Genomic DNA, 25622 nt, shown 5'->3' with positions numbered 1-25622 from the left:
GATTTGAACGTGCCGCCAGCAAATGAATAAGAAGAAAGTCAAGATTCTCCTGGTGGACGACCAACCGGCCAACTTGACGGCGCTCGAATCGGTGCTGGCCGAGCTTGACGAAGAACTGGTCAGCGTGGGCTCGGGCGAACAGGCGCTGCGCGCGGTGCTCGATCACTCGTTCGCACTGGTGCTGCTCGACGTGCAGATGCCTACCATGAGCGGTTTCGACACCGCGGCGCTGATGCGGCGCCACCCGCGCTCGCAGGAACTGCCGATCATCTTCCTGACCGCCGCCAGCCAGGACGCGTTCCCGGTCGAACAAGCCTACGCGCTGGGCGCGGTGGACTACATCACCAAGCCGTTCAACCCTGTGGTGCTGCGCGCGCGGGTATCGGTATTCATCGACCTGTACCGCAAGACCGCCGCCATCGCGCTGCTGCACCATCAGCGCCACCAGGCCGCGCTGCGCGCGCGCGACGAGCGCATCCGCCTGATCCTCGACAGCACGCGCGACTATGCCTTCATCGGCACCGATGCTGAGGGCGTCGTCACCGAATGGGAAGGCGGCGCCTTCGATATCCTCGGCTGGGATGCCGGCAGCGCGCGCGGGCGCAGCGCCGACATGATCTTCACGCACGAGGACCGCGCCGCCGGCGTGCCGCGGGCCCAGCGGGCGCTGGCGCTGGAAACGGGCCGCGCGACGGACAAGCGCTGGCATGTGCGCCGCGACGGATCGCGCTTCTTTGCCGAGGGTGTGATGGTTCCGCTGCGCGACGATGCGGGCAAGCTGCGCGGCTATGCCCATATCTTCCGCGACGCGACCGCCGAAAAGCTCGCGTCCGAGCAGCTGGCGGAGATCGAGGCCGAACGCGAACGCCTGTTTCGCCAGGTCGAAGCGGCGGGCGACCGCCTGGCCGACATCTTCCAGCGCGCGCCCGCCTTCATGTGCGTAATGCGCGGCCCGGAGCACAAGTTCGAGTTCGCCAACCAGCGCTTCATGCAACTGGTCGGCGATCGGCCGCTGCTCGGACTCACGGTGCGCGAGGCCCTGCCCGAACTCGAAGACCAGGGCCTGCTGGAACAGTACGGCGCGGTCTATCGGGACGGCGAGCCGGTCGAAGACCGCAACCAGCGCATGCTGCTGCGCCGCGAAGGCGGCGCGCTGGAGCAGCGCTTCGTCGATGCGGTCTGCATCGCCCTGCGCGAGGCCGACGGCGCGATCTCGGGCGTGCTGGTGCACGGCATCGACGTCACCGAGCGTACCCTGGCCGGCCTGCTGGCGGAAGGCCAGCGTAGCGCGCTCGAACTGGCCGTCAGCGATGCGCCGCTGGGCGATGTGCTCGATGTCCTGGCCAGTACCGCGGAAGACTTCTCGGGCGGTGCCGGCATGGCAGCGATCCGCCTGGCGGACGGCGAACGCGGGAGCCTGCGCCAGGCCGCCGGGCCGACCCTGCCGCAAGAGTTCCTCGACGGCCTGGACGCCTTGCCGCCGGGAGTCCAGGCGGGGCCGGAGGCGCTGGCCGCGGCCAGCGGAGAGGTGGTGGCGGTGGCCGACATCGGCCTCGAGCAGCGCTGGCCGGCCTACCGCGCGCTGGCGCAGGCGCACGGCCTGCGCTCGTGCCGCTCGCTGCCGATCCTGGCGCCGTCGGGCGCCGTGCTGGGCGTGTTCTGCTGGTACTGCCGTGACCTGCGCGAGCATGGCGAGGAACAGCAGGAGGCGCTGGCGCTGCTGGCCAACACCGCCTCGCTGGTGATCGGCCAGCGCCACGAGGCGCAGGAACGGCTGGCGGCCGAGGCGCGCTCGCTCAACATCCTGGAGAGCATCAGCGAGGGCTTCCTGGCCATCGGCGGCGACTGGCGCATCAGCTACGCCAACCACGCGGCCGAGCAGATTACCGGCGCCGGGCGACAGGCGCTGGTGGGCGCCGTGCTGTGGGACGCGATTCCCGAGCTGCGCGGCGGCGCCATCGAGCAAGGGCTGCGGCGCAGCGTGGAGCAACGCACCCACGTCAAGTTCGAGGCTTATTACGATCCTTTCGGGCGCTGGTTCGAGATCAACAGCTGCCCGACGCCCGACGGCGGCATCGCGCTGTACTTTCGCGACGAGACCGACCGGCGCCTGGCCGAGGAGGGCATCCGCCGGCTGGCCGCGGTGGCCGAACAGTCGCCCGACTTCATCGGCATCGCCACGCCGGACTCGATGGGCATGTTCCTCAACCCGGCCGGGCGGCGCCTGTCGGGCATCGCCGCCGACGCGCCGATATCGAACTACTCGCTGGCCGACTTCTTCGCGCCCGAAAGCCGCCAGTTCGTGCTCGACGAAGTGCTGCCTGCGCTGACGGGTGCGCCGGCGCGCTGGGAGGGCGAGCTGCGCTTCGCCCACCTGGCCACTGGCGAGGTGGCGCCGGTGTATTTCAAGGGCTTTGCGGTGCGCGACGACCGCGGCGAGATCATCGGCCTGGCCACCGTCACGCGCGACATCACCGAGCAAAAGCGCGCGGAGGACGAGTTGCGCCGCGTCGCCGCCGACCTGTCGGAAGCCGATCACCGCAAGTCGGAGTTCCTGGCCACGCTGGCGCATGAATTGCGCAATCCACTGGCGCCGATCCGCACCGGCCTCGACCTGCTGCGCATGGCGCCGCCCGAACCGGCAGCGCTGACGCGCATCCTGGGCATGATGGACCGCCAGCTGGGCCACCTGATCCACCTCGTCAACGACCTGCTCGACGTGGCCCGCATCACGCGCGGCAAGATCGAACTGAAGAAGGAGCCGGCGGAGCTGAAGTCGCTGGTGGCGATGGCGCTGGAAACCGGCGCCGCGTTGGTCGAGGCCAGCGGCCATGCGCTCACGGTTGAGCTTCCGGCCGATCCGATCATGCTTGAGGTCGACAGCACGCGCATCGTCCAGGTGCTCAGCAACCTGCTGAACAACGCCGCCAAGTACACGCCGCCCGGCGGGCGCATCGCCGTGCGCGCGTGGACCGAGGAGGGCCAGGCGGTGGTGGCGGTCAGCGACAGCGGCATCGGCATCCCGGCCGAAGCGCTGGGCACCGTGTTCGACATGTTCACCCAAGTGCGCGGCAATATCGACCGCGCCCAGGGCGGCCTCGGCATCGGCCTGTCGCTGGTGCGGCGACTGGCCGAACTGCACGGCGGCAGCGTGGCGGCGGCCAGCGCAGGGCGCGGCGAGGGCAGCACCTTCACGCTGCGCTTGCCGCTCGGCGACAGCGGCCGCGCCGCGGCCGGCGCCGTCGCCGACGCGGACAGCCCGGCAAGCGGCCTGCGCGTGCTGGTGGTGGACGACAATGCCGACGCGGCCGAGAGCCTGTCGGCGCTGCTGTCGATGCTGGGCCACCAGGCCGAAGTGGCGCTCGATGGTCGCAGCGGCTTCGAGGCGGCGCGGCGGGCCGTGCCCGACCTGGTGTTCCTCGATATCGGCATGCCGGGCATGAACGGGCATGAAGTGGCGCGCGCGATCCGCGCCAGCGCTGGCATGGAACAGGTCGAACTGGTGGCGCTGACCGGCTGGGGCGCCGGCGACGACGTCAAGCGCTCGCGCGAGGCGGGCTTCGACCAGCACCTGACCAAGCCGGTCAGCATCGATGCGCTCGAACGCGCGCTGCGCGCGGCTGCGGGGAGGAAGAAATGAAGGGACACCTGCCCGTTTCGTGCGGCACGCTGGTGGTCAATCCCGCCGGCCAGCTGCTGCTGTGCCATGTGACCCATACGCCCAAGTGGGATATCCCGAAAGGCATGCAGGACGAAGGCGAGACCACGCTGGAAGCGGCGATGCGGGAGCTGCGCGAGGAGGCCGGGATCGCATTCGACGCCGATCGTTTCACCGATCTCGGGTTGTTCGACTACCGGCCGGACAAGCGCCTGCACCTGTACCTGGTGCGCAGCGGCGACGAGCTGGCATCGCTGGATCACCTGGTGTGCACCAGCTTTTTCCCGCATCACCAGACCGGCGACGAGACGCCAGAAGTGGATGCCTATCGTTGGGTCGAGCGTTCGCAGCTGGCCAAGCTGTGCTGGCCGAGGATGGCGCAGCGGCTAACGGCGCTGGAGTGGTAGGGTCTGACCCCTTCTTTGGGTCTGACCCTGGTTTTCAGCATCCATTCCAGGGTCGGACCCTAATGCTGTTAAGTTAAGGTGAAAGTTGGCGCGAATCGTAGAACCGGGGGTCTGGTCCTGCGGACCTGACCCCATTTTGATTTGGCCGCAAACTATCGAAACAGTATCTTTCGGTACCAAAAACATCTAAGCGCTCTCGATGTCGTCGAAATTCTCAACATGGGGTCAGGTCCGCAGGACCAGACCCCGACGATGCGCACGCTGCCGATGCTTAACTTAACGGCATTAGGGTCTGACCCAAGGAACGGGTCAGACCCCCGCGAGCATCTTCTCGATTTCGCCCAAGTCCACCGGCTTGGTCAGGTGCAGGTCGAAGCCGGCCGCGCTGGTGCGCTGGCGGTCGTCCTCGCCGCCCCAGCCGGTCAGGGCGACCAACAAGGGCTGGTCGAAGCGCCGGTCGTTGCGGATCGCCTCGGCCACTTCGTAACCGTTCATGCCAGGCATCCCGATGTCGAGGAATACCACCTGCGGCCTGAAGTCCTGCATCGCGTCGAGCGCGGCGCGGCCGTCGTTGGCAACCTGGGCATTGTGGCCAAGCAGGTCGAGCAGCGCCGACAAGGTGTCGGCCGCATCGCGGTTGTCGTCCACCACCAGCACGCGCACCTTGTGCACCGCCGCCGGCGGCGCCGGCGCCGGCTCCTCGGAAGGCGCGGCGGCGACGGCCAGCGGCAGGCGCACGGTAAAGGTGCTGCCCCGGCCCGGCCCGGGGCTGGCGGCCGACACGCTGCCGCCGTGCAGTTCAACCATGCTGCGCACCAGCGACAGCCCGATCCCGAGCCCGCCATGCGTGCGGTCGCGGCTGCGCCCCACCTGGTTGAACATGCCGAATACTTCGTCGAGCGCCTCCGGCGCGATCCCCACGCCGTTGTCGGTCACGGTCAATACCGCTTCGGCCCCATCGCGGCGAGTCGCCAGCGTCAGCGTGCCACCGTGCGGCGTGTACTTGGCGGCGTTATTGAGCAGATTGTTGACGACCTGGATCAGGCGCGTCGCATCGGCAAACAGAGGCAGGGACTCGCCGGCTGGCCGGATGTCGAGCCGGTGGTGGCGGTCGTCGATGGCCGGCATCGCCGTTTCCACCGCCAGGTCGAGCACGTCCTTCAGGTCGATGTGGGCGTGCTTGAGCTCCACCTGGCCGCGCGTAATGCGGGCGACATCGAGCAGGTCGTCGACCAGTTCTACCATGTGCGCGAGTTGGCGCTCCATCACTTCCGTCACGCGCGCGGTGGCCGCCCGGTCGCCGGCCGACAGGCGCATCACCTGCAGCCCGCTGCGCAGCGGCGCCAGCGGGTTGCGCAGTTCGTGGGCGAGCGTGGCGAGGAATTCGGTCTTGCGGCGGTCGGCTTCCTTCAGGTCGTCGGCCAGGCGCTGCAGTTCGAATTCGGCGAGCTTGCGTTCGCTGATATCGGTAAACAGCACCGCGACCTTGTTGCTGCCCTCGGCGCCGACCCGGGTAGCGTAGACGTCGAACCAGCGGTTCATTACGCCGACCTCGTTTTCATGCCGGACCGGCACGCCGGTGCGGGCGACGTCGCCGTACAGTTTCATCCAGTGCGTGTCGTGGCCCGGAACCAGTTCGAGCACGGTCTTGCCGGCCGCGCCGACCAGCCCGGTGTGCTGTTCGAACGCCTTGTTCGTCTCGAGGAACAGGTAGTCGACCGGCGCCCCGGCGTCGTCGTAGATCATCTCGATGATGCAGACTGCTTCGTCGATTGCTTCGAACAAGGCGCGATAGCGTTCCTCGCTCTCGCGCAGGTCTGCCTGGGCCTGTGTTTCCCGTGTGATGTCGCGCACCATGCCACGCATGGTCTGGGGCTTGCCGTCGGCGTCGTACAGCACCTGGCCGCGCGACAGCACGAGGTGATACTCGCCGTCGATGGCCCTGACGCGCATGCGCGACTCGTACGTCATCCCGGTTTCGATCGCGCGCTGGATGTTGAGTTCATTCTGCGGGGCATCGGCGGGATGGATGGCCGCGTAGTAGGCGCTGACCGGGCCGCCGGCGGCCTGCGCGGGCGTGACGCTGAACAGGAATTGCATCGCGACGTCGGCGGTGACGCGGTCGGCTTTGATGTCCCAGCTCCACAGCGCCAGTTCGCCGTAGGTCGCCGTGTTGTCGAGCCGCACGTGGCTGTCCAGCAGCGCGTCGTGCACCAGGCGCCGCTCGCGCGCCGCGTGCGCGGCATGGGAAAGGAACCGTGCCCTGGCGCGCAGAATCAGCGGCGACACGGCGCCGGCGAGCACATCGGCTGCGCCGGCTTCGTAGCAGCGCTCGAGCGGGAACGCAGGGCCGGCCTGCGGCGCCAGCATGATGACCGGCGCGCCGAACGCGGCCAGTTCGCCCACCAGTTCAGGTGCGCCGGCGCCATCGCCCGGCACCGTGGCCAGTACCAGCAGGAACGGCGTTTTGTGCGCCAGCTCGGCCGCGTCGGCGGCGGTGGCCGCGCGCACCAGGACCACGTCCAGTTCGGCGCAGATGTTGTCGATGCCCGCAACCGGCGCGGCAGGGTGTTCGACCAGCAGGACGAAGTTGGAGGGCCGGAGGTGCGACATCGGATCAGTTGCTTTCATTGCGCGGTTTGGCGCGGGGCCAGTTCTTTTCCAGGATCGCCCACAAGATCAAGCCATACGACAGCAGGCGGATCAGATAGTGTAGCGGCGAATCCTCCTGGCTGCTCAACACGACCATCGATACCAGCCGGTGCGCGCCTTCGATGGCGAACGACAGCGCGAAATACAGGAAGAAGCGGTCGCCGGCATCGCGCCAGAAGCGCAGGAAAAACAGCGCGATGACAAACGACGCCATGCCGATCGCCCCAGTAAGGATCGCGTTCATCATGGGCTCACTCCTTTTCGTAGATCAGGCCGTACAGTAGCAGCAGCAAGGCCACCAGCGCCGTGCCCATGCGCACCGTGCTCAGGTCGGTGTCGGGCAGCACCAGCTTGTCGAGCAGCAGCAAAATGTTGTTCAGAGTCATCACGACAAAGCACAGGCCGCTCCAGAACAGCAGCCGATGGCCGGTGCGGCGGTAGCTCGACAGCAGCAGCCAGCCGCAGGCGAGCGAGGTGAGCGTGCATAGGGTATAGATGGTCTCTGCCATGTCAGGAGTCCTTGCGCAAAGTAAATGCGTTGGCAAACTGCTGCGCCTTGCGGTCGAGCGTCGAATGGATCAGCGTGGTGACCTGCACCAGCTGGCGCGCGTACAGCTCGGCCAGGCGGTCGATCAGATCGGCCAGGGCCGGCGTCGCGGGATCGTAACAGATGGCCTTGCCGTCGTCGCCGCAGCGACGCGCCATGCCCGCATGGCACAGGCGTTCCAGCAGCGCCTGGGCGTCGCGTTCGCGCACGTACAGCCTGCGGGCAACGTCGGCGGCCAGCCAGGTTCCATCCGGATCGCCGCGCAGCAACAGCAGCGCTTCGAGGAAGGGCACGGACGGGATTCCGGTCAGCACAAAGCGGCGCAGGTCTTCCGGGATGGGGGGCTGCTCGCGTGCAGGCACGGGGTTTCCAGGCAGAATTGAATCAAGCGCGCATTTTATGCGATTCCGACAATTCCTGCGGTGCGCAATCGTGCGCCAGTGCAATCACCGGGGCCAGTGCGGGACGCCTGGCGTCCTGCGCGGACAGCGTGAACCAGTCTACCGCGGCGGCGAGTTCGGTCGCCTGGGCGCGCATCGACGCGGCCGCCGCTGCCGCTTCCTCGACCAGCGCGGCATTTTGCTGGGTCGCCTGGTCGATCTGGGCCAGCGCGGCGTTGACGTGGACGATGCCTGCCAGCTGTTCGCTGCTGGCGTCGGCGATTTCGCTGACAAGCGCGCTGACGCGGCCGATGCCGCCGACGATGTCGGTCATGCTGCGGCCGGCGTCCGAGGCCAGGCGCGCGCCGGCCGCCATTTCATCGCCGGAAGCGTCGATCAACAGCTTGACGTCGCGCGCCGCCGCCGCCGAGCGCTGCGCCAAGTTGCGCACTTCGCCCGCCACGACCGCAAAGCCGCGACCCTGCTCTCCGGCGCGCGCCGCTTCGACCGCCGCGTTCAGCGCCAGGATATTGGTCTGGAACGCAATTGAGTCGATCACGCCGACAATTTCGGCGATCCGGCGCGATCCGGCGTGAATCGACTGCATCGTCGTGGCCATCTGGCCGACCACGTCGCCGCCGTGGACCGCCAGGTCCCACGCCGCCAGCGCCAGCGCCTTGGCCTGCGCGGCGTTGTCGGCGTTGTGGCCGACGGTGCCGGTCAGCTGCGCCATCGACGACGCGGTTTCTTCCAGCGTGGAAGCTTGCTGCTCGGTGCGCGCCGACAGGTCCTGGTTGCCTGCCGCGATTTCCTGCGACGCCCGGGCGATCGTGTCGGTGCCGCTGCGCACCTGGCCGACGATGCGCGCCAGGCTGTCGTTCATCTCCTTGAGCGCGGCCGAAAGCTGGCCCACTTCGTCGCGCGAGCGCACCTCGATGTGGCTCGACAGGTCGCCCGAGGCGACAGTGCGTGCCACTTTCACCGAATGGCGGATCGGCGCCACGATGCCCAGGCCCAGGTACCAGGCCGTAAACGTGCTGAGGCCGGCGCCAATTGCGCCGATGACGATCAACTCCCGGCTGGCAAACACGGCGCCGTCGGTGGCGTTGCCGGCGCGCTCACGCAACTGGCTTGCCTGGGCGCCGGCGAGCTGGTCGAGGGCATCGAAATAGGCTTGTTCGGCGGCCGCCAGCGTGGGCAGGGCCGCCATCGCCGCGTCCTTCTGGCCGGAGCGCGCCAGCCGCGCCAGGCGCTCGCGCTGGGTGCCGAAGGCGGCAAGGCCGGGCAGCGGCAGTCGTTCGCCAAGCCGGGACAGCATCGCGTCGGCCTGCGCGCCGAGGCGGTCGGCGGCGTCGAGCTCGGCCGCCATGCGCGCCCCGTCGGCTGCCAGCAAGGCGTCGCGCAGGTGGCGCGACTGCTGTTCGAGCGCGCCTTTCGCGTGGCCGATGTCGTCCACCGCCGAAAAGTTGTCCTTGATTGCCGCGTCCACGCCGGTACTCACGCCAATGAGACGCGTCGCGCCCAGGATCACGACCACGGCGAGCATGGCGGTGGCCAGCGCAAAGCTGACGTTCAGGCGATTCCCGATTCGTACATCTGCTATTTTCATACCCGTTCCATTTATTATCGAAGCGCCAACCGAAAGGTGCAAAGATTGTAGCGGTAATAATAACTAACGGGAAAAAATATTTATCGAATGGAACTAACCGCTTGCGCCGCCGTCAGGGCCGCCACGCCGAGCAGCAACGCGCCGGTGACGCGCGCCACGGTGACGCTGGCGCCGGGGTTGCGCGCGAACCAGCCGGCGGCGCCGCTCGAGGCCAGCGCCAGGGCGCCGTACACCGCGGCCTGCGTCAGCGCGGTGATCGTGCCGAGCGCGCCCGCCTGCAGCCATACCGGCCCCGTTGCCGGCTGCAGAAATTGCGGGAAGATCGCGAACATGAAGATGTACGCTTTGGGATTGACCAGGTTGGTGACGATGGCGCGGCGAAATGCCTGGGCCGGGTCGGCGATCGGGCTGCCGTTGCCGGGCAGGGCGATGCCGCTGCTGCGCAGGAAGCCCACGCCCATCCACGCGATATAGGCGGCGCCGCCGGCCAGCATGATCTGGAACAGCGCGGGGGACCAGCGCAGGATCGCCGCCACGCCCAGTCCGGCCATGACCAGGTGGCACAAGCCGCCGGCGACGATGCCTGCCACGGCCGCGATGCCCGCGCGCCTGCCACCCAGCAGTGCGGTGGCCATCACGAAGGCCATGTCCATGCCGGGCAAGGCGACGATGCCGAAGACGACGATAAAGTAGAGCCAGAGGCTGGTGGTGCTGATCATTGTGTTTTCCTGGTTGGTCGATCGCAAAACACAGTGTCCACCCAATACAGGACAGATTTGGCCCTAATAATCTGTTATTGTCCTGCCATGTACCATCCGACCACCCGGGTGCTTGCAGTGCTCGAACTGCTGCAGACCCATGCCCAGCTGAGCGGCGCCGAAATTGCGGCGCGGCTGGCCATCGACGCGCGCACCGTACGCCGCTATATCGCCACGCTCGACGGCATCGGCATCCCGATCACCACGCGGCGCGGGCGCGACGGCGGCTACGCGCTGATGGCCGGCTTCAAGCTGCCGCCGATGATGTTTACCGACGACGAGGCGCTGGCCCTGTCGGTCGGCCTGATCGCCGCGCGCGGCGTGGCGCTGGCCGAGGCGGCGCCCGCAGTGGCAAGCGCGCAGGCCAAGCTCGAGCGCATCATGCCGGACCGCCTGAAGCGCCGCGTACGCGCGATCGGCGAGACGGTGCAGCTGGATCTGGCCGGCGGCTCGCCGCCCGAGGCCAACGATGCGCTGGTCGCTCTGTCGGCCGCGGCGCTGGCGCAGCAGCGCGTGCTGCTCGATTACCGGGGCGCCGGCGGCGAACGCAGCGAGCGCGAGATCGACCCGTATGGACTGGCGCTGCGCAACGGCTGCTGGTACGTGGTGGGCATGTGCCGCCTGCGCGCGGCGATGCGCTCGTTTCGCGTGGACCGCATCGCCGGCGTCGTTGCGAGGCCGGCGTCCTTCCTGCGTCCGCAAGGATTCGATGCGCTGGGCTACCTGCGCGATTCGATGGCCGCCCTGCCGCGCCTTCACGCCGTCGAGGTGTTGCTGCGCACCGACCTGGCCAGCGCCGCGCGCCATTTCAGCGACGAAATCGGCTTTTTCGCGCCGTGCGAAGGCGGCGTGCTGCTGCGCAGCCAGGCCGACGACCTGGACTGGTTCGCGCGCCAGCTGTGCGCCGCGCCGTTCGAGGCCGAGGTGGTCAACCCGCCGGCGCTGCGCGCGCACGTCGCCGCGCTGGCCGCGCGCCTGCTTCGCATGGCCGGCCCGGCCTGATATGCTGCTCCCCATTTAAAAATTGAAAGCGAAACGGATGGACCAGAAACGACTCGACCTGCGCGCGCGCGACCTGCGGCGGATTCTTGCGGGCGCCTCCCAGGCCGACGCCGACGGCGCAATCGGCCCGGTGCAGCAGGCCCTGTTGCACCGGCGCGGCTGGCTGCGCATGCTGGCGCCGCGTTCGGCGGGCGGATTCGAGCTGGCCTTGCCGGAAGTGGTGCGGCTGGAAGAGCGGCTCGCGGCATGCGACGGCAGCATCGGCTGGACTGTGACCTTGTGCGCCGGCGCCGGCTGGTTCGCCGGATTCCTGCCGCCGGCGCTGGCGCGCGAAATCGTCGGCACGCGCCGCGTGTGCGTCGCCGGCAGCGGCGCCCCGACCGGCCACGCCGACATCGACGGCGACGGCTTCCGCCTGACGGGCCGCTGGGACTACGCCAGCGGCGCGCCGTTCGCCACCCATTTCACGCTCAACGCGATCCTGCGCGAGCATGGACAGGTCCTGCTCGACGCCGCCGGCTCACCGCGCATCCGCGCCTTCATCGTGCCCGCTGGCGACGTCGAGTTGGTGCCGTCCTGGCGCAGTATCGGCCTGCGCGCCACGGCCTCGCACAGCTACCGCATCGACCACCGCTGGGTGGGCGCCGCGCACGGCTTCCAGATCGACGCCGCCCACGCGACCGCGGACGGACCGCTGTACCGCTTTCCCTTCATGTCGCTGGCGTATGTCACGCTGGCAGTCAACGCGGCCGGCATGGCAGGACATTTCCTGGAGCTGGCGGCGCCATGCATCGCGCGCCGCAAGCAGCCGGTCAGCGGCATCCCCTTGCTCGAGGCGCCTGGCGTTGCGGGGCGGGTGCGCGAGGCGCAGGCGAATTTCAATGCCGCCCGCGCCACGTTCTATCGGCTGCTCGACCAGGCGTGGGGAGAGGTGCTGGCGAGCCGCGCGCCGCAAACGCAGGCGCTGCATGCGGCGTCGCTGGACCTGGTCGGCGTGGCGCGCAAGGCGGTCGACGAACTGTATCCTTTCTGCGGCCTGTACGCGGCCAGCGGCGACACGGAAATCAACCGCGTCTGGCGCGATTTCCACACCGCGACCCAGCACACGCTTCTCTTGCCGTAAGCCGGGCAATGGTGCGCGGCCCGCAGGCCGATTGCGGTACTCTGGGTGAAATGGGCCGCTCTTGCCGGAAGCCCGGATCTGGTGGCCCGAAACCTCTCGGAGGAACCATCATGAAACGCACACTTATTGCCGTATTCGACAATCGCGGGGACGCCCAGTCCGCCGTCGAGGAGCTGGTGTTGTCCGGTTTTCCGCGCCCGGACATCCGCCTCAGCGAAGGCGACCCCACCGGGCGCGACAGCGCGATCACGGGCGCCGCCACGGCCGAACCCGCCCCCAGCGGCGGCTCCATCACCGACAGCATCCGCACCTTCCTGTCCAATATATTTGGCACCGACAACAGCGTGTACGTGCAGAAATACTCCGATGCCGTCACGCGCGGCCATCACGTGCTGACCATGACCACTGCCGACGAGCCGGAAGTCGAGCGCGCGGCCGCCATCGTCGAGCGCTACGGCCCGGTCGATATCGACGAGAAGGTCGCCGAGTGGAGCGGCGGTCCGATGGCCGGCGAAGCGATCCGCATGGGCATGGGCGCGCAGCAGCAGTCGGCGGCGATGTCGCAGCAGAGCGCGCAGGGCAGCATGCAGGGCGGCAGCAGCGCGGGTTCGGAGCAGCGCGCCATCATCCCGGAAGGGCCGGGTGCGGTGCCGCCGGCGGCGCGCAGTCCCGTGAAGGTGTTTTCGCACGTTGCCGAGCCGTCGTTGTCGGACCTGTCGGAAGAGGACGAGCGCTACTATCGCAGCCACTACAACGCCAATTACGCCGGCAGCGGCGCGGGCAACCAGTATGACGACTACGCGCCGGCCTACCGCTACGGGTCGAAGATGGCGACCGGGGAGACCTATCGCGGCCAGTTATGGAAGGATGTCGAGCCGGCGCTGCGCAGCGAGTGGGAAACCAACAACCCTGGCACGGCGTGGGGCAAGTTCAAGGCGGCGGTGCGCCACGGGTGGGACCGGATCACGCACCTGCATTGACTTGGGCTGACCTCGCGGGCCGGCCCCTGATGCTAAGTTAAGTCTGCAGCGCGCACCGTCGGGGTCTGGTCCTGCGGACCTGACCCCATTTTGATGTCGCCCTCGGCGCCGTCGAAATTCTGAACATGGGGTCAGGTCCGCAGGACCAGACCCCGATTCTGCGGGCAGGGCAAATGTTCACTCAGCCCATCGGCTCGACCACCGGGAGGCTGATCCGGTTGCGCCCCATGTGCTTGGCGCGGTACAGCGCCGCGTCGGCGATGGCCACCAGCTGGCTCGCGCTGGCTTCGGGCGACGCCAGTGCCGTCGCGGCGCCGATGCTGACCGTCACGTGACCGGGCGCGGCGCCCACGTTCGGCACCATCAGCCGTTCGACGCGGCAGCGGATCCGCTCGGCCACGATGGCCGCGCCCTTGAGCGACTGGTTCGGCAGGATCACCGCGAATTCCTCGCCGCCGTAGCGGGCTACCAAGTCGTTGGCGCGCATCTCGCTCGCGACCGCACTGGCGATGCGCTTGAGGCATTCGTCGCCGCCCAGGTGGCCGTTGGCGTCGTTGTAGGCCTTGAAGTTGTCGACATCGACCATCAGCAGCGATAGCGGCTGCTTCTGGCGCTGCGCGCGCGCCCATTCGGCGTGCAGGGTTTCGTCGAAACAGCGGCGGTTCGCCAGCCCGGTCAGCCCGTCGCGGGTGGCCAGCTGCTCGAGCGAGATCTGCGCCATCTTCTCGTCGGTCATGTCGCGCACGGTCTGCACCACCGCCACCAGCGCGCCGTCGTCGTCCAGGATGGGGCTGGCGTCGGACGCCAGGTAGCGGCGCGCGCCCACGCGCGGCATCTCGCACCAGCTTTCCGCACACAGGTTGCCGACCGGGCCGGCCTGCTTGACCTGGCGCGGATAGATCTGGTGAATCTCGTCCGTGCGGTTCTGGATCACCAGGTCGGCCAGGCTGGGCCGCGGCGCTTCATGAAAGCTGCGCCAATGGTCGGAGGTTCCGATCACCTCATAGCCGGGCACCCCGGTCAGGCGCTCGCAGGCGCGGTTCCAGATCATCACCTTACAGCCGGTATCGAGCACAAAAGCGGGTATGGCCAGCATTTCCATCAGGCGGGCGGCGAACGCATCCTGGTGAAGAGGCGGCGCCATCGGGGCGCTGCGTTGTAGCGTGGTGGTGTGCATGTGCGGTCCTGTGAAAATTGTCCGGTGGGCAAATGATTGACTGCCGACAAGTTCTAATTTTGCTACGATGACTTCACGCAATTATTGATCTTCAACAAGGTTTCGGTGCTTGCAACAGGGGCTGCGGACGGCGCCAGCGGGACTGACAGCGACAGGGTCGTTCCCTTGCCCGGCGCGCTGTCGATGACGAACGTGCCGTTCGCGGCCGCGATGCGGTCGGCGATGCCGGGCAGGCCGCAGCCCCGGTGGTCGTCGCCGGCGGGCATGCCCACGCCGTTATCCTGGATCTTCAGGTTCAGGCGCCCGCCATGGTGCTCGAGCGCCACCTTCACTTCGCTTGCCTGCGCATGGCGCACGACGTTGGCCAGCGCCTCTTGCATGATGCGGAAGAGCATCGCTTCGAGCGCCGGATCGGCGGCCGCGCCGAACGCATCGCCGCTGGCGTCGAAGTGATGGCGGATGCCGCTCACGCGCGAAAATTCGGCCATGTGCGCCTGGATCGCGGACTGCAGGCCCTGGGCCAGCGCGGGCGGGCGCAGGTCGTTGATGATTGTGCGCAGCGAGGCGATCGACAGGTCCAGGTTGGCCAGCAGGCTGCCGACCTTTTGCTGGATGCGCGGATCGGTCAGGCCGGCGCGCGCCTGGATCACCGACAACTCGATCTTCAGCGCAAGAAGGTGCTGGCCGAGGTCGTCGTGGATGTCGCGCGCGATGCGCTTGCGTTCGCATTCGCGCACCTGTTCCTGCTGGCCGATCAGGCGGCACAGGGAGGCGTGAGCGTCGGCCAGCGAACGCTCGGCCTGCGTGCGCGCGTGGCGCTCCGTGGCCAGCTGGGTCTCGCAATACGCCAGGCGGTCCCTGAAGCGCAGGTGGTGTGCGAGCGCCCCGCGAAAACCCCAGCCGACCAGCGTCAGCCAGAGGCCTGCGACCAGCACCGCCGGCTGCATGGCCGGCCAGGCGCCGGACGCCGCCGCGGCGGACGCGGCCAGCGCGGCAAGCGCGAGGGCGGTGGCGGCAAGTCGGCGCGGTACGGGATTCATGGCATCCTTTGCGACATGGATCAAGGCGTGAGGCTGAGATTACCGCGCAGCGGGCAGGGCGTCTTGTCTCAAGTCAACTCTTACGCTAGAGCATCTACTGCCTGGGGTCTGGTCATGCGGACCTGCCCCCGGCGGTGGAGCCGCCGGCGCGGTATAATGACCGGTTGACGATTGAGGTTTACAGTGACTTACAGCATCAAAGAAATTTTCTACACCTTGCAGGGCGAAGGCGCGCACGCCGGCCGTCCGGCGGTGTTCTGCCGCTTTTCCGGCTGCAATCTCTGGACCGGCCGCGAGAGCGACCGCGCCACCGCCACCTGCACCTTTTGCGACACCGACTTCGTCGGCACCGATGGCGAACGGGGCGGCAAGTTTCCCCAGGCCGAGGCGCTGGCCGCGGAAATCGACTCCCTGTGGCCGGCCAGTTATCCGGCCAGCAAGTACGTCGTCTTCACCGGCGGCGAACCGCTGCTGCAGCTCGACGCGCCGCTGATCGACGCGATGCACCGCGCAGGCTTCGAGATCGCGATCGAAACCAACGGCACCTTGCCGGTGCCGGCCGGGGTGGACTGGATCTGCGTCAGCCCCAAGATGGGTTCGACGCTGGTGGTAGAAAAAGGCAATGAAATCAAGGTCGTGATCCCGCAGACGGGCCAGGACCTGGGCGCCTACGAACAGCTCGATTTCGACAATTTTTTCGTGCAGCCGATGGACGGCCCGCTGGCCGAACACAACACGCGCCTGGCGATCGAGACCTGCAAGCGCCACCCGAAGTGGAAGCTGAGCTTGCAAACCCATAAACTTTTACAGATACCTTAAGCAATGCTCACCATCACCCGCAAGCTCGAGTTCGATGCCGGACACCGGATTCCCGACCACAAGAGCCAGTGCCGCAACCTGCACGGCCACCGCTACACGCTGGAAATCACGCTGACCGGCGCCGTCATCGACGTCGAAGGCAGTTCCGACAACGGCATGATCATGGACTTTTCCGACATCAAGACCATCGCCAAGGAGCACCTGGTCGATGTCTGGGACCACGCTTTCCTGGTCTACGAAAAGGACGACGCCGTGCGCGAATTCCTCGCCAGCCTGCCGGGCCACAAGACGGTCGTGATCGACCGCATTCCGACCGTCGAGAACCTCGCGCGCGTCGCTTTCGATATCCTGAAGGCCGCCTTCAAGGACCGCTACGGCACCGGCCTGCACCTGCACAAGCTGATGCTGCACGAAACCCCGAACTGCTGGGCCGAGATCACCGATGCCTGACAGCGAATTCATGCAGCTCGCGCTGGCGCAGGCGCAGCATGCCTGGAGCCTGGGCGAAGTGCCGGTCGGCGCCGTCGTCGTCAAGGATGGCGAAGTGGTGGCGGTCGGCTACAACCAGCCGATCGGGCGCCACGACCCCACCGCGCACGCCGAAATCGTCGCGCTGCGCGCCGCCGCCGAGAAGCTGGGCAACTACCGGCTGCCCGGATGCGAATTGTTCGTCACGCTCGAGCCCTGCGTCATGTGCTCGGGCGCCATGATGCACGCACGCCTGGCGCGGGTGGTGTACGGCGCCAGCGATCCCAAAACCGGCGCCTGCGGCTCGGTACTCAACCTGTTCGACCAGGAAAAGCTGAACCACCATACCGAACTGGTGGGCGGCGTGTTGGCGGATGAAGCCGGCGCCATGCTGCGCGGCTTTTTCGCCGAACGGCGCGCCGCGGCGAGGGCCGGCGCCGCGGGCTGACCTTCGCGCGAGCGCGCGCAAGGCACGCTCTAATGATGGTATGCTGGTTCCAGGAGAGCCACCATGCCGAACCTGACCGCCAACGGGATCACCATCGCCTGCGAAACCGCCGGCGATCCTCGTGGCATGCCGATACTCCTCATCTCCGGACTGAGCCTGCAGCTGACCGCGTGGCCGCAGGACTTCATCGACGGTCTGATCGACCTGGGCTACTACGTCATCCGCTTCGACAACCGCGACTGCGGCCTGTCCACCAAAATCGCGCAGGGCGGCACGCCCAACCTCACCGTCGCCTGGCTGCGCGCGCTGTTCCGGCTGCCGGCGCGAACCCCCTACACGCTGGACGACATGGCGCTCGACGCGCTCGGCGTGCTCGATGCGCTGGGCGTGGAACAGGCGCACGTGGTGGGCTGGTCGATGGGCGGGATGATCGCCCAACTGCTGGCGGCGCGCCATCCCGAGCGCGTGCTGACGCTCACTTCCATCATGTCGAGCAGCGGCCGGCGCGGCCTGCCGGGCAGCACGCGGGCGGTGCGCAAGGCCATGCTGCGGCGCGTGCGCGACCTGTCCGACCATCGCGAGCTGGTGGAGTACGTGCTCAATATCTGGCGCCTGATTGGCAGCCCGGCCTATCCCACCTCCGACAAGCAGCTGCGCGAACAGGTCGAGGCGGCGATCGCGCGCAACGTGTGCCGCCCCGGCCAGGCGCGCCAGATGGCGGCGATCCTGGCGGCACCCGCGCGCACAGCGCTGCTGCGGCGGATCGAACGTCCGACGCTGGTGATCCACGGCGCCGCCGACCCGATGGTGCCGCTGGCGTGCGGCATCGACACCGCGCGGGAGGTGGCCGGCGCGCGCCTCGAGGTCATCGAAGGCATGGGCCACGACCTGCCGGCGCAGCTGATCGAAAGGGTGCTCGCCTTGATCGACACCCATGCGCGCGGTAAGATGGCTGCAGACCCCCAACCACGCCTCTTCGAAAAACAATAATGACCAAAAAACTCGGTATCGCCATCATCGCTCCGGGCGGCAACGCCCCCGACGACTCCGCCATCCCGCGCGGGATAGAGCGCCTCGAACAGCACGGCTGCATCGTCCACAACTACTACGAACCCTCATTGATCCACCAGCGCTTCGGCGGCACCGACGCCGGCCGGCTCGGGCAGATCGCGGCGGCAGTGGCCGACCTCGACGTTCAGGTGGTGATGGCACTGCGCGGCCAATACGGCATCACGCGCATTCTGCCGAAAATCGATTTCGACGCGATCGCAAAGAGCGGCAAGATCTTCGTCGGCTTTTCCGACATGACTGCGCTGCACATGGGGCTGATGGCCAAGACCGGCGCCAAGAGCTACGCCGGGCCGATGTTCGCCGGTGACTTCTGCATCGAGAAGACGGTCGATTTTACGCTGAAGAATTTCTGGCAGTGCCTGGCCGGGCCGACGCACACCATCACCGAGCTGGCCACCGGCAATCCGTCGCTCAACCTGACCGGTACGATCTGGGGCGGCAACCTGGCGATGATGGTGTCGCTGCTCGGCACCGAGTACTTCCCGGTGGTTGAAGACGGCATCCTGTACATCGAGGACATCAACGAGCATCCGTACCGCATCGAGCGCATGCTGCTGCAGCTGATGCAGGCCGGCGTGCTGGCGAAGCAGAAGGCGCTGATCCTCGGCGACGTGTCGGGGTACCGCCTCGCCGCCGCCGACAACGGCTATGACTTCGACGCCATGCTGGCCTACCTGCGCGAAACGCTGCCGCTGCCGGTGCTCACCGGCCTGCAGTTTGGCCATATCCCGAAACGCGTGACCATCCCGTTCGGCGCCACCGCCAGCCTGGTGTCCGACCATTCGCGCTTCCAGCTGACGATGAGCGACTACCCCACCATAGGGTATGCCTGACGCGTCGCCCGGTCAGCACTACTACTGGGCGACATCGGCTGCGGCCGGCCACCCAGCCATCGAGGGCCGCGCCGATTATGCGATCTGCATCATCGGCGGCGGCTTCGCCGGCCTGGCGACAGCGATGTCGCTGATGGAGCGCGGCGAGAACGACGTGGCGCTGCTGGAGGCCGACCGGATCGGCTTCGGCGCGTCCGGGCGCAATGGCGGCTTCGTGTTTGGCGGCTTTTCGCTGGGCGAGCGCGCGCTGGTCGCCGCCGTCGGTCCGCACGAAGCCCGCAAACTCTATCAGCTCACGCTCGACGCGGTGGCCACAATACGACGCCGCATTCACCAGTACCGGATCGACTGCGAGCCCGCCGAAGATGGCGTCTATCTCGCCAACTGGTTCTCCGACCAGCGCATCCTCGATCGGCAGCAGCGATTCATGGCCGATCATTTCGGCGTCGAGTGGCAGCGCATCGCCCGCGCCGACCTGGCGGACCGCTTGCTGACCGACCGCTATTCCGGCGCGCTGTTCGAAGCGGGCGCCTTCCATTTCCATCCGCTGAAGTATGCGCAAGGCCTGGCGCGCACGCTGGACGCCGGCGGCGTGCGCGTGCACGAACGCAGCCGCGCGTTGCGCATCGCGCGCGACGGCGCCGGCTGGCGCATCACCACGGCGCATGGCGAGGTGAGGGCGCGCGAGGTCGTCATGTGCTGCGGCGGCTACCTTGAGCGACTGCAGCCGAAACTGGCCGGCGCCATGCTCCCGATTGCGACCTACGTGATGGCGACTGAGCCGCTTGGTGCGCGCCTGCACGGGGCGCTGCGCACCGGCGCCGCGGTCTATGACACCCGATTCGCGTTCGACTACTACCGCCCGCTGGCGGATACGCGTCTGCTGTGGGGCGGCCGCATTTCGGTGCGCGACCGCGCCGCCAATGAGGTCGCGCGGCTGCTGTACCGCGACATGCTGCGCGTGTATCCGCAGCTGGAAGGGGTGAAGGTCGATCACGCGTGGAGCGGGATGATGAGCTATGGCCGCCACAAGATGCCGCAACTGGGGCGCCTGCCGGATGGCCTGTGGTACGGGATGGGTTTCGGCGGCCACGGCGTAGGTCCGACCACGCTGGGCGGCGAGGTGCTGGCCGCCGCCTTGTGCGGCGAGGGCGCGGAGCTGGCCCGATTCGCGCCGTGGCAGTTGCCGGCGACCGGCGGCCCTGCGGGCCTGTTTGCCGCACAGCTGAGCTACTGGTATTACACCTTGCGCGACCGCCTGCGCGAATAGCGTGATTTTGAAATGTACTTGTGACGGCAGCAATATTTCTCGTACACTGAGGAAAATTCAAGGAGAGCGTATGTTTAGTCACATCATGGTTGGTTCGAACGACATCGAAAAGTCGAAACGGTTTTACGACGCTGTACTGGGAGTCCTCGGAGCAGGCGAACCGTTCCGTGGTCAGGCTCCGACCGGCCAGGCGCGGCTTTTCTACCGGCACGGCGGCGGCAGTTTCGGGGTCAGCGAGCCGATTAACGGAGAAGAGGCGAGCTTCGCCAACGGCGGCACCATCGGCTTCAAATGCGACTCGCCGGAACAGGTGCAGAAATTTCACGACACTGCGGTCGCGTTCGGCGGCCGATCCATTGAAGATCCGCCAGGGCTGCGCGAAGGGGCGATGGGCGCGATGCACCTGGCTTACGTTCGCGATCCGGACGGCAACAAGCTCTGCGCCGTCTATCGCGCGAAATAAGGCGGCGCTTCCACAGTTCGTTTGACGTCAAACGCAGTCGCCTGTATGGGCTGGTATTCGGCACGCTGGGCGCGCGAGCAGTTCAGGGTCGCGCGTCCATTCAGGCTGTACTAGTCCGACAGCGGTCAACAAGCATGCAGCGCTTCAGCCGCAGCTTTCAACCGTTGGCCTGGCATAAACTGATCGGAGACCATCAAAATTGAAAACAGATTTCTTTTGAGATCGTCTTTTGAAAGCTCACCGCTGCTTAACGCGGTTTGCAACAAATGGAGCGCCATATCGGCGAGGAGCACTCTCTGTTTTTCGCTCCATCCTGACTCGCCTCGCGTGGACGAATCCTGTTGATAGGCCGATTCGGTCAGGCGATGGGCTTCGCGACTCATAGAAAGTATTTCTGCTCTAACCAATTCATCCATCTGTTTTCGTCCTTGAGAAAAGGGTGGCTTCGCCGCCGGTCGTGTGCGATTTGCACACCATGCTGAGTGAACCTCAACTGTACCCGAGCGCGGTGTCCATGCCTATTCGTCGAAGATCAGTTGTTTTAATACGCCCCCGACGATAGATAAGCGGCATTGTAGACAGCGATGTCTAGATAAGCTATTGTTAATCCCTGCGTCGCTCATTCGGATGGGGCCAGCGGCCGCGCACGCGCCGTGGCTGTCCGATGATCTTCGTCGTGCCCGGTCACAGCCGATCGCTGCCACGACGACAAGAGATCTGAACAGTCGCTAACGCTGCATCGCGGGCGATCACGGGCCCGGCTCGACGAAGTGCACCGGTTCGCGGGCGCCAAGCGAAAAGAATCGCCAGCCGTCTTGCTCGCGCATGCGTCCCAGCTTCGCGCAGTGATCCATCGCGCGCGCAAACGCCGCCCACGCATCCATGCCATAACAGCCGATACCGTGTTCGCCCAGGCCGGCCGAGGCGACGCAGCACCAGGCGCCGCCCGCTTCGCGCTGGGGCGGCGACACTCCCATGCGCAGCAGGTGCTCCGAGCCGTCGGGAGCGACCGCGAGGCAGCGCCGCTCCGCGAGGATGGCCGCGCCGGTCTCTGGCTGCTCGGGGCGGACGGCGGCCACCGTCCGGTACCCGCGCTTGCGGATCGTCTCGATGTAGCAGGGCGTGGCCGCGGAGTCGCCCAGCGCCCGCCGCAATTGGGCGATCGCCTTGTGCACCGGGTTGTCGCCCACATCGGCGCCGGGCCAGCACTCGGTGAGCAGCTGGCCAATGCTCATCACCGTTTGCGGGCGGCCGCACAGCGCCACCAGCACGTCCATCGCGCGCGGTTCGACCGGATAGCGCTGGCCATCGCGCAGCACGGCGTTGGCGGCCGGGTCGATGCGGCAGGCGCCAAAGGTGAAACTGGGCTCGTTCATGGGGGGCTGGAGATGATTTATTGGCAAGCTTCCATCATTCTAAGACTGCCGCGCTCGCCTGAGCTTTTGATGGGCGCTTGTTTGATTTGGATCAAGCTTTCGAGGATCGGAAGCTTATCGGAAGACAAGCTGCGCGCTGGCTCGATAAGGTAGTCTTCCTGCCGGAAATATCCGGCATCAACATTTGCTCGCCGGCGCCGACGCAGTGCCCGGCGGCACTAGGGAGACAGCATGGCAATGACGATTCCGTATGACCCATCCCTCATCTTGGGCAATCTGGTCAACGATGCGGTCCTGAAAAACGTGATGGACATGGCGACGATCCAGGCGCCGGTCGACGCCGCCGAAGACAACCTGAACTCGCTCATCGCGCTCAAGCGCAGCATCGACATGACGATTCAGGAACTGCTCGACATGCACATCGACACCACCGACCTGCTGAAGCAGTCCAATGACGTCAACAAGCAGGTGCAGAAAGCGGCGATTGACTATGCCCAGAAAAAAATCGCCGGGCTGACCGCGCTGATGCCGCTCAAGTCCCAGGTCCACACCAGCAACGACTCCTACGAGAGCCCGATCGACTACAACAAGTCGCAGCTGAAGAAGATGCCGCTGTCGTCCGATTCGCTGAAGATGAACGTCCAGTACTTCTCGTTCGAGGACAACGACCAGCAGTCGAACACCGCGGCCCTGACCATCAAGAGCTTCGTCAGCGACGAACTCGACATCTTCGGCGATTCGTTCAAGGACCAGGCCAGCAGCGCCGCGCAGTCGCAGATGAACAGCCAGTATTCGCGCCACGACATCGCCGGCACGCTCGTCATCAGCGTCACCTGCACCCACAAGGACGCGGTGATGCTGGCGCCGTTCGTGCTCGATGTGGACAAGGGCATCCGGGTCTGGAACAAGATCTACCCCGACGACATGATCAAGACCGACAGCCTGGCCAACGTCATGGACATCGCCGCCAAGGCCAACACCAAGGACGAGAAGGCGCTGCAGCTGCTGTCGGGCGCCACTTACGGCTCCTGCTTCATAGGCATGGTGCACGTGCTCGACACCACCAACACCACCGCCAGCGAGACCATGTACTCGGTGGCGGCGAGCATGCAGGGCCAGTTCGAGATCGGCGGCTGGTTCGCCGACGAATCGGGCGGCTTCGGCGTGGACAGCTCGTTCTCGGACGACGCCAAGAACCTGCTCTCCGCCCAGAACGTCACGTCGCACTGCACCCTGGTCACCATGGGATCGATCCCGTCGATCAAGTCGAACGAGGTGAAATCGGCGGTGCAGCAGTTCGCCAAGTTCGACGGCGAGGAGTCGATGAACAAGCTGGCGATGCTGCAGAACGCCACGGCCAGCGACAAGAAGACGGTGGACTCGTCCGCCGACGCCGCGCGCACCGGCCAGCAGATGATCGCGATGGAGACCTCCAAGGTGCAGGGCCTGCTCGCCGGCCTGGCCACGGTGGACACCAAGGCCAACAAGATGCTCGACATCAACTCGATGATGGACGCGCTGGACGACTACATCCAGAAGGCGCTGGCCGGCAACCTGGGCGTGCCGATCAATTACTACCTGAAACCGGTGACCAAGTCGGAACTGGCCGAAATGTGGATGTCGAAATACTATCCTAGCAAGTACCTGTCGATTGCCGGCGATGACACGCCGGTGGTCAATCCGGCCACGCCGACGCCTCAGCCGCAGCCAGTGAACAACTGACGCAGGAGAGGAGGGGGCTGGTCCTGCGGACTGGCCCCATCTTGGCGCAAGCCTTCGATCTGCCGCGCGGTCGTTCACGTCGCGGCGTCAAAACCGGGGTCAGGTCCGCCGGACCTGATCCCGCGCCCGCAAAAACAGCCCCGGCGCCATTTCGCCCTGCACAATGGTAAAATACGCGGTTAAATCAATCGCTAGTAAAGGCTTTACCAAGTGCTCTCCACTGCCAATATCACCATGCAATTCGGCGCAAAGCCGCTGTTCGAGAATATTTCAGTCAAGTTCGGCGACGGCAACCGCTACGGCCTGATCGGCGCCAACGGCTGCGGCAAATCGACCTTCATGAAAATCCTCGGCGGCGACCTCGAACCGTCGGCCGGCACCGTCATGCTCGACCCGAACGAGCGCCTGGGCAAACTGCGCCAGGACCAGTTCGCGTTCGAAGACATGCGCGTGCTCGACGTGGTGATGATGGGCCACACCGAACTGTGGAACGCGATCTCCGAGCGCGACGCGATCTACGCGAACCCGGACGCGACCGACGACGACTACATGCACGCCGCTGAACTGGAGAGCAAGGTCGCCGAATACGACGGTTACTCGGCCGAAGCGCGCGCGGGCGAACTGCTGCTTGGCGCCGGCGTGTCGATCGACCAGCACCAGGGTCCCATGAGCGCGGTGGCGCCGGGCTGGAAGCTGCGCGTACTGCTGGCGCAGGCGCTGTTCTCGAACCCGGACATCCTGCTGCTCGACGAGCCGACCAACAACCTCGACATCAACACCATCCGCTGGCTCGAAGATGTGCTCAACGACCGCGATTCGACGATGATCATCATCTCGCACGATCGCCACTTCCTCAACCAGGTCTGCACCCACGTGGCCGACATGGATTACGGCACCCTGAAGATCTACCCGGGCAACTACGACGAGTATATGTTCGCCTCGACCCAGGCGCGCAACCAGCAGCTGGCCAACAACGCCAAGGCCAAGGAAAAGGTCGCCGAGCTGCAGGACTTCGTGCGCCGCTTTGCCGCCAACAAGTCCAAGGCACGCCAGGCCACCTCGCGCGCCAAGCAGATCGAGAAGATCAAGGTCGACGACATCAAGCCGTCCTCGCGCGCCTACCCGTTCGTGCGCTTCGAAGGCGAGAAGAAGCTGCATCGCCTGGCGGTGGAAGTCGAGGGCATCTCGAAGAAGTACGACCGCCAGCTGTTCAAGAATTTCAGCATCATGGTCGAAGCGGGCGAGCGCATCGCCATCATCGGCGCCAACGGCGCCGGCAAGACCACGCTGCTGCGCTCGATCTGCGGCGAGATGTGCGGCATGCAGACCGACACCGGCCGCGTCAAGTGGGCCGAGAACGCGAACGTCGGCTACATGCCGCAGGACCCGACCGAGGAATTCGCCGGCGGCGAGGTGCTGACCGACTGGATGGGCCAGTGGACCAAGGAAGGCGACGACGACCAGGCCGTGCGCTCGATCCTGGGCCGCCTGCTGTTCGGCGGCGACGAGGTCAAGAAGTCGGTCAAGGTGCTGTCGGGCGGCGAGAAGGGCCGCATGATGTACGGTAAGCTGATGCTGGGCCGTCACAACGTCATGCTGCTCGACGAGCCGACCAATCACATGGACATGGAATCGATCGAGTCGCTCAACATCGCGCTTGAAAAATACGCCGGCACCCTGATTTTCGTGTCGCACGACCGTGAATTCGTCTCGTCGCTGGCCACGCGCATCCTGGAGATCAAGGAAGACGGCATCGTCGACTTCCAGGGCAATTACGAAGACTACCTGAAGAGCCAGGGTATCGATTAATCAGGAGCTG

Annotated in this window: 24 protein-coding genes; 14 read left to right on the top strand and 10 right to left on the bottom strand. The window is 66.5% G+C overall.

Going from position 1 to position 25622, the window contains the following annotated elements:
• Positions 1 to 22 precede the first annotated feature (22 nt).
• Together Q4S45_RS09495 and Q4S45_RS09490 are read left to right on the top strand one after the other, a co-directional pair.
• Entirely contained in the window at positions 23 to 3640 is a 3618-nt protein-coding gene (locus Q4S45_RS09495) for a response regulator (RefSeq protein ID WP_305511283.1), read from the top strand.
• Positions 3637 to 4065, top strand: coding sequence for an NUDIX hydrolase (locus Q4S45_RS09490; RefSeq protein WP_305511281.1), 429 nt, complete (start codon positions 3637 to 3639; stop codon positions 4063 to 4065). Before Q4S45_RS09495 ends, Q4S45_RS09490 begins: the two co-directional genes overlap by 4 nt.
• Positions 4066 to 4374: 309 nt before the next feature.
• On the opposite strand, the gene Q4S45_RS09485 is transcribed toward Q4S45_RS09490, so the two are convergent.
• The 6 genes from Q4S45_RS09485 to Q4S45_RS09460 form a co-directional block, all read right to left on the bottom strand.
• A complete protein-coding gene (locus Q4S45_RS09485; RefSeq protein ID WP_305511279.1) occupies positions 4375 to 6696 on the bottom strand; it encodes an ATP-binding protein in 2322 nt (773 codons plus the stop codon).
• Entirely contained in the window at positions 6683 to 6964 is a 282-nt protein-coding gene (locus Q4S45_RS09480; protein ID WP_305511277.1) for a DUF5985 family protein, read from the bottom strand. The genes Q4S45_RS09485 and Q4S45_RS09480 overlap by 14 nt, the downstream gene beginning before the upstream one ends.
• Positions 6965 to 6968: 4 nt before the next feature.
• Positions 6969 to 7226, bottom strand: coding sequence for a DUF5985 family protein (locus Q4S45_RS09475; RefSeq protein ID WP_305511275.1), 258 nt, complete (start codon positions 7224 to 7226; stop codon positions 6969 to 6971).
• Between the two features lies 1 nt (position 7227).
• Positions 7228 to 7626: a hypothetical protein gene (locus Q4S45_RS09470; RefSeq protein WP_305511273.1), complete on the bottom strand. Its 399-nt coding sequence runs from the start codon at positions 7624 to 7626 to the stop codon at positions 7228 to 7230.
• Positions 7627 to 7648: 22 nt separating this feature from the next.
• The gene (locus Q4S45_RS09465; protein WP_305511271.1) at positions 7649 to 9253 is read right to left on the bottom strand and encodes a methyl-accepting chemotaxis protein; all 1605 of its coding nucleotides are present in this window, start codon (positions 9251 to 9253) and stop codon (positions 7649 to 7651) included.
• An 80-nt stretch (positions 9254 to 9333) separates the two neighbouring features.
• Positions 9334 to 9972: a LysE family translocator gene (locus Q4S45_RS09460; RefSeq protein WP_305511269.1), complete on the bottom strand. Its 639-nt coding sequence runs from the start codon at positions 9970 to 9972 to the stop codon at positions 9334 to 9336.
• Between the two features lie 87 nt (positions 9973 to 10059).
• Here Q4S45_RS09460 and Q4S45_RS09455 point away from each other — a divergent pair, with 87 nt between their 5' ends.
• The 3 genes from Q4S45_RS09455 (at position 10060) to Q4S45_RS09445 (ending at position 13116) form a co-directional block, all read left to right on the top strand.
• On the top strand, positions 10060 to 11013 hold the full coding sequence (locus Q4S45_RS09455; RefSeq protein ID WP_305511267.1) for a YafY family protein: 954 nt from the start codon (positions 10060 to 10062) through the stop codon (positions 11011 to 11013).
• Between the two features lie 37 nt (positions 11014 to 11050).
• Positions 11051 to 12136, top strand: a complete 1086-nt coding sequence (locus tag Q4S45_RS09450) for an acyl-CoA dehydrogenase (RefSeq protein WP_305511265.1) — start codon at positions 11051 to 11053, stop codon at positions 12134 to 12136.
• 110 nt (positions 12137 to 12246) lie between these two features.
• Positions 12247 to 13116, top strand: coding sequence for a hypothetical protein (locus tag Q4S45_RS09445; RefSeq protein ID WP_305511263.1), 870 nt, complete (start codon positions 12247 to 12249; stop codon positions 13114 to 13116).
• Positions 13117 to 13297: 181 nt separating this feature from the next.
• On the opposite strand, the gene Q4S45_RS09440 is transcribed toward Q4S45_RS09445, so the two are convergent.
• Both Q4S45_RS09440 and Q4S45_RS09435 read right to left on the bottom strand, forming a co-directional pair.
• A complete protein-coding gene (locus Q4S45_RS09440) occupies positions 13298 to 14293 on the bottom strand; it encodes a sensor domain-containing diguanylate cyclase (RefSeq protein WP_305511261.1) in 996 nt (331 codons plus the stop codon).
• Positions 14294 to 14355: 62 nt separating this feature from the next.
• Positions 14356 to 15333 (bottom strand): sensor histidine kinase, encoded by a 978-nt coding sequence (locus tag Q4S45_RS09435; protein ID WP_305511259.1) that lies wholly within the window; start codon positions 15331 to 15333, stop codon positions 14356 to 14358.
• A gap of 183 nt (positions 15334 to 15516) precedes the next feature.
• On the opposite strand from Q4S45_RS09435, the gene queE reads away from it, so the two are divergent.
• The 7 genes from queE (at position 15517) to Q4S45_RS09400 (ending at position 20705) form a co-directional block, all read left to right on the top strand.
• Positions 15517 to 16152 (top strand): 7-carboxy-7-deazaguanine synthase, encoded by a 636-nt coding sequence (gene queE, locus Q4S45_RS09430; protein WP_305511257.1) that lies wholly within the window; start codon positions 15517 to 15519, stop codon positions 16150 to 16152.
• Between the two features lie 3 nt (positions 16153 to 16155).
• Positions 16156 to 16602: a 6-carboxytetrahydropterin synthase QueD gene (gene queD / locus Q4S45_RS09425; protein WP_305511255.1), complete on the top strand. Its 447-nt coding sequence runs from the start codon at positions 16156 to 16158 to the stop codon at positions 16600 to 16602.
• On the top strand, positions 16595 to 17068 hold the full coding sequence (tadA, locus tag Q4S45_RS09420) for a tRNA adenosine(34) deaminase TadA (RefSeq protein WP_305511254.1): 474 nt from the start codon (positions 16595 to 16597) through the stop codon (positions 17066 to 17068). The genes queD and tadA overlap by 8 nt, the downstream gene beginning before the upstream one ends.
• A gap of 63 nt (positions 17069 to 17131) precedes the next feature.
• Entirely contained in the window at positions 17132 to 18058 is a 927-nt protein-coding gene (locus Q4S45_RS09415) for an alpha/beta fold hydrolase (protein WP_305511252.1), read from the top strand.
• Positions 18058 to 18972, top strand: coding sequence for a muramoyltetrapeptide carboxypeptidase (ldcA, locus tag Q4S45_RS09410; protein WP_374046088.1), 915 nt, complete (start codon positions 18058 to 18060; stop codon positions 18970 to 18972). The genes Q4S45_RS09415 and ldcA overlap by 1 nt, the downstream gene beginning before the upstream one ends.
• Positions 18965 to 20242 carry an FAD-binding oxidoreductase gene (locus Q4S45_RS09405; protein WP_305511250.1) on the top strand — a complete coding sequence of 426 codons (1278 nt, stop codon included), beginning with the start codon at positions 18965 to 18967 and terminating at the stop codon, positions 20240 to 20242. Before ldcA ends, Q4S45_RS09405 begins: the two co-directional genes overlap by 8 nt.
• A gap of 70 nt (positions 20243 to 20312) precedes the next feature.
• Positions 20313 to 20705 (top strand): VOC family protein, encoded by a 393-nt coding sequence (locus Q4S45_RS09400; protein ID WP_305511248.1) that lies wholly within the window; start codon positions 20313 to 20315, stop codon positions 20703 to 20705.
• A 125-nt stretch (positions 20706 to 20830) separates the two neighbouring features.
• Here Q4S45_RS09400 and Q4S45_RS09395 read toward each other — a convergent pair whose 3' ends face one another.
• Both Q4S45_RS09395 and Q4S45_RS09390 read right to left on the bottom strand, forming a co-directional pair.
• On the bottom strand, positions 20831 to 21121 hold the full coding sequence (locus Q4S45_RS09395; RefSeq protein WP_305511246.1) for a hypothetical protein: 291 nt from the start codon (positions 21119 to 21121) through the stop codon (positions 20831 to 20833).
• 333 nt (positions 21122 to 21454) lie between these two features.
• Positions 21455 to 22081 carry a winged helix-turn-helix domain-containing protein gene (locus Q4S45_RS09390; protein WP_305511243.1) on the bottom strand — a complete coding sequence of 209 codons (627 nt, stop codon included), beginning with the start codon at positions 22079 to 22081 and terminating at the stop codon, positions 21455 to 21457.
• Between the two features lie 231 nt (positions 22082 to 22312).
• Here Q4S45_RS09390 and Q4S45_RS09385 point away from each other — a divergent pair, with 231 nt between their 5' ends.
• Together Q4S45_RS09385 and Q4S45_RS09380 are read left to right on the top strand one after the other, a co-directional pair.
• Entirely contained in the window at positions 22313 to 23803 is a 1491-nt protein-coding gene (locus Q4S45_RS09385) for a hypothetical protein (RefSeq protein WP_305511233.1), read from the top strand.
• Between the two features lie 210 nt (positions 23804 to 24013).
• Positions 24014 to 25612, top strand: coding sequence for an ABC-F family ATPase (locus Q4S45_RS09380; protein ID WP_305511228.1), 1599 nt, complete (start codon positions 24014 to 24016; stop codon positions 25610 to 25612).
• Positions 25613 to 25622 lie beyond the last annotated feature (10 nt).

The organism is Massilia sp. R2A-15, from assembly GCF_030704305.1.
Taxonomy (GTDB): domain Bacteria; phylum Pseudomonadota; class Gammaproteobacteria; order Burkholderiales; family Burkholderiaceae_D; genus JAFCUW01.
Note: the sequence above shows the minus strand (reverse complement) of the source record. Positions and strands in the feature narration are given on the sequence as shown.

Coding starts and splice junctions, on each gene's coding strand:
- Q4S45_RS09455 (WP_305511267.1), top strand. CDS start 10,060: ATGTACCATCCGACCACCCGGGTGCTTGCAGTGCTCGAACTGCTGCAG.
- ldcA (WP_374046088.1), top strand. CDS start 18,058: ATGACCAAAAAACTCGGTATCGCCATCATCGCTCCGGGCGGCAACGCC.
- Q4S45_RS09390 (WP_305511243.1), bottom strand. CDS start 22,081: ATGAACGAGCCCAGTTTCACCTTTGGCGCCTGCCGCATCGACCCGGCC.
- Q4S45_RS09440 (WP_305511261.1), bottom strand. CDS start 14,293: ATGCACACCACCACGCTACAACGCAGCGCCCCGATGGCGCCGCCTCTT.
- Q4S45_RS09475 (WP_305511275.1), bottom strand. CDS start 7,226: ATGGCAGAGACCATCTATACCCTATGCACGCTCACCTCGCTCGCCTGC.
- Q4S45_RS09405 (WP_305511250.1), top strand. CDS start 18,965: ATGCCTGACGCGTCGCCCGGTCAGCACTACTACTGGGCGACATCGGCT.
- Q4S45_RS09445 (WP_305511263.1), top strand. CDS start 12,247: ATGAAACGCACACTTATTGCCGTATTCGACAATCGCGGGGACGCCCAG.
- Q4S45_RS09490 (WP_305511281.1), top strand. CDS start 3,637: ATGAAGGGACACCTGCCCGTTTCGTGCGGCACGCTGGTGGTCAATCCC.
- Q4S45_RS09480 (WP_305511277.1), bottom strand. CDS start 6,964: ATGATGAACGCGATCCTTACTGGGGCGATCGGCATGGCGTCGTTTGTC.
- Q4S45_RS09435 (WP_305511259.1), bottom strand. CDS start 15,333: ATGAATCCCGTACCGCGCCGACTTGCCGCCACCGCCCTCGCGCTTGCC.
- Q4S45_RS09400 (WP_305511248.1), top strand. CDS start 20,313: ATGTTTAGTCACATCATGGTTGGTTCGAACGACATCGAAAAGTCGAAA.
- tadA (WP_305511254.1), top strand. CDS start 16,595: ATGCCTGACAGCGAATTCATGCAGCTCGCGCTGGCGCAGGCGCAGCAT.
- Q4S45_RS09495 (WP_305511283.1), top strand. CDS start 23: ATGAATAAGAAGAAAGTCAAGATTCTCCTGGTGGACGACCAACCGGCC.
- Q4S45_RS09395 (WP_305511246.1), bottom strand. CDS start 21,121: ATGGATGAATTGGTTAGAGCAGAAATACTTTCTATGAGTCGCGAAGCC.
- Q4S45_RS09485 (WP_305511279.1), bottom strand. CDS start 6,696: ATGAAAGCAACTGATCCGATGTCGCACCTCCGGCCCTCCAACTTCGTC.
- Q4S45_RS09460 (WP_305511269.1), bottom strand. CDS start 9,972: ATGATCAGCACCACCAGCCTCTGGCTCTACTTTATCGTCGTCTTCGGC.
- queD (WP_305511255.1), top strand. CDS start 16,156: ATGCTCACCATCACCCGCAAGCTCGAGTTCGATGCCGGACACCGGATT.
- Q4S45_RS09465 (WP_305511271.1), bottom strand. CDS start 9,253: ATGAAAATAGCAGATGTACGAATCGGGAATCGCCTGAACGTCAGCTTT.
- Q4S45_RS09415 (WP_305511252.1), top strand. CDS start 17,132: ATGCCGAACCTGACCGCCAACGGGATCACCATCGCCTGCGAAACCGCC.
- Q4S45_RS09450 (WP_305511265.1), top strand. CDS start 11,051: ATGGACCAGAAACGACTCGACCTGCGCGCGCGCGACCTGCGGCGGATT.
- Q4S45_RS09385 (WP_305511233.1), top strand. CDS start 22,313: ATGGCAATGACGATTCCGTATGACCCATCCCTCATCTTGGGCAATCTG.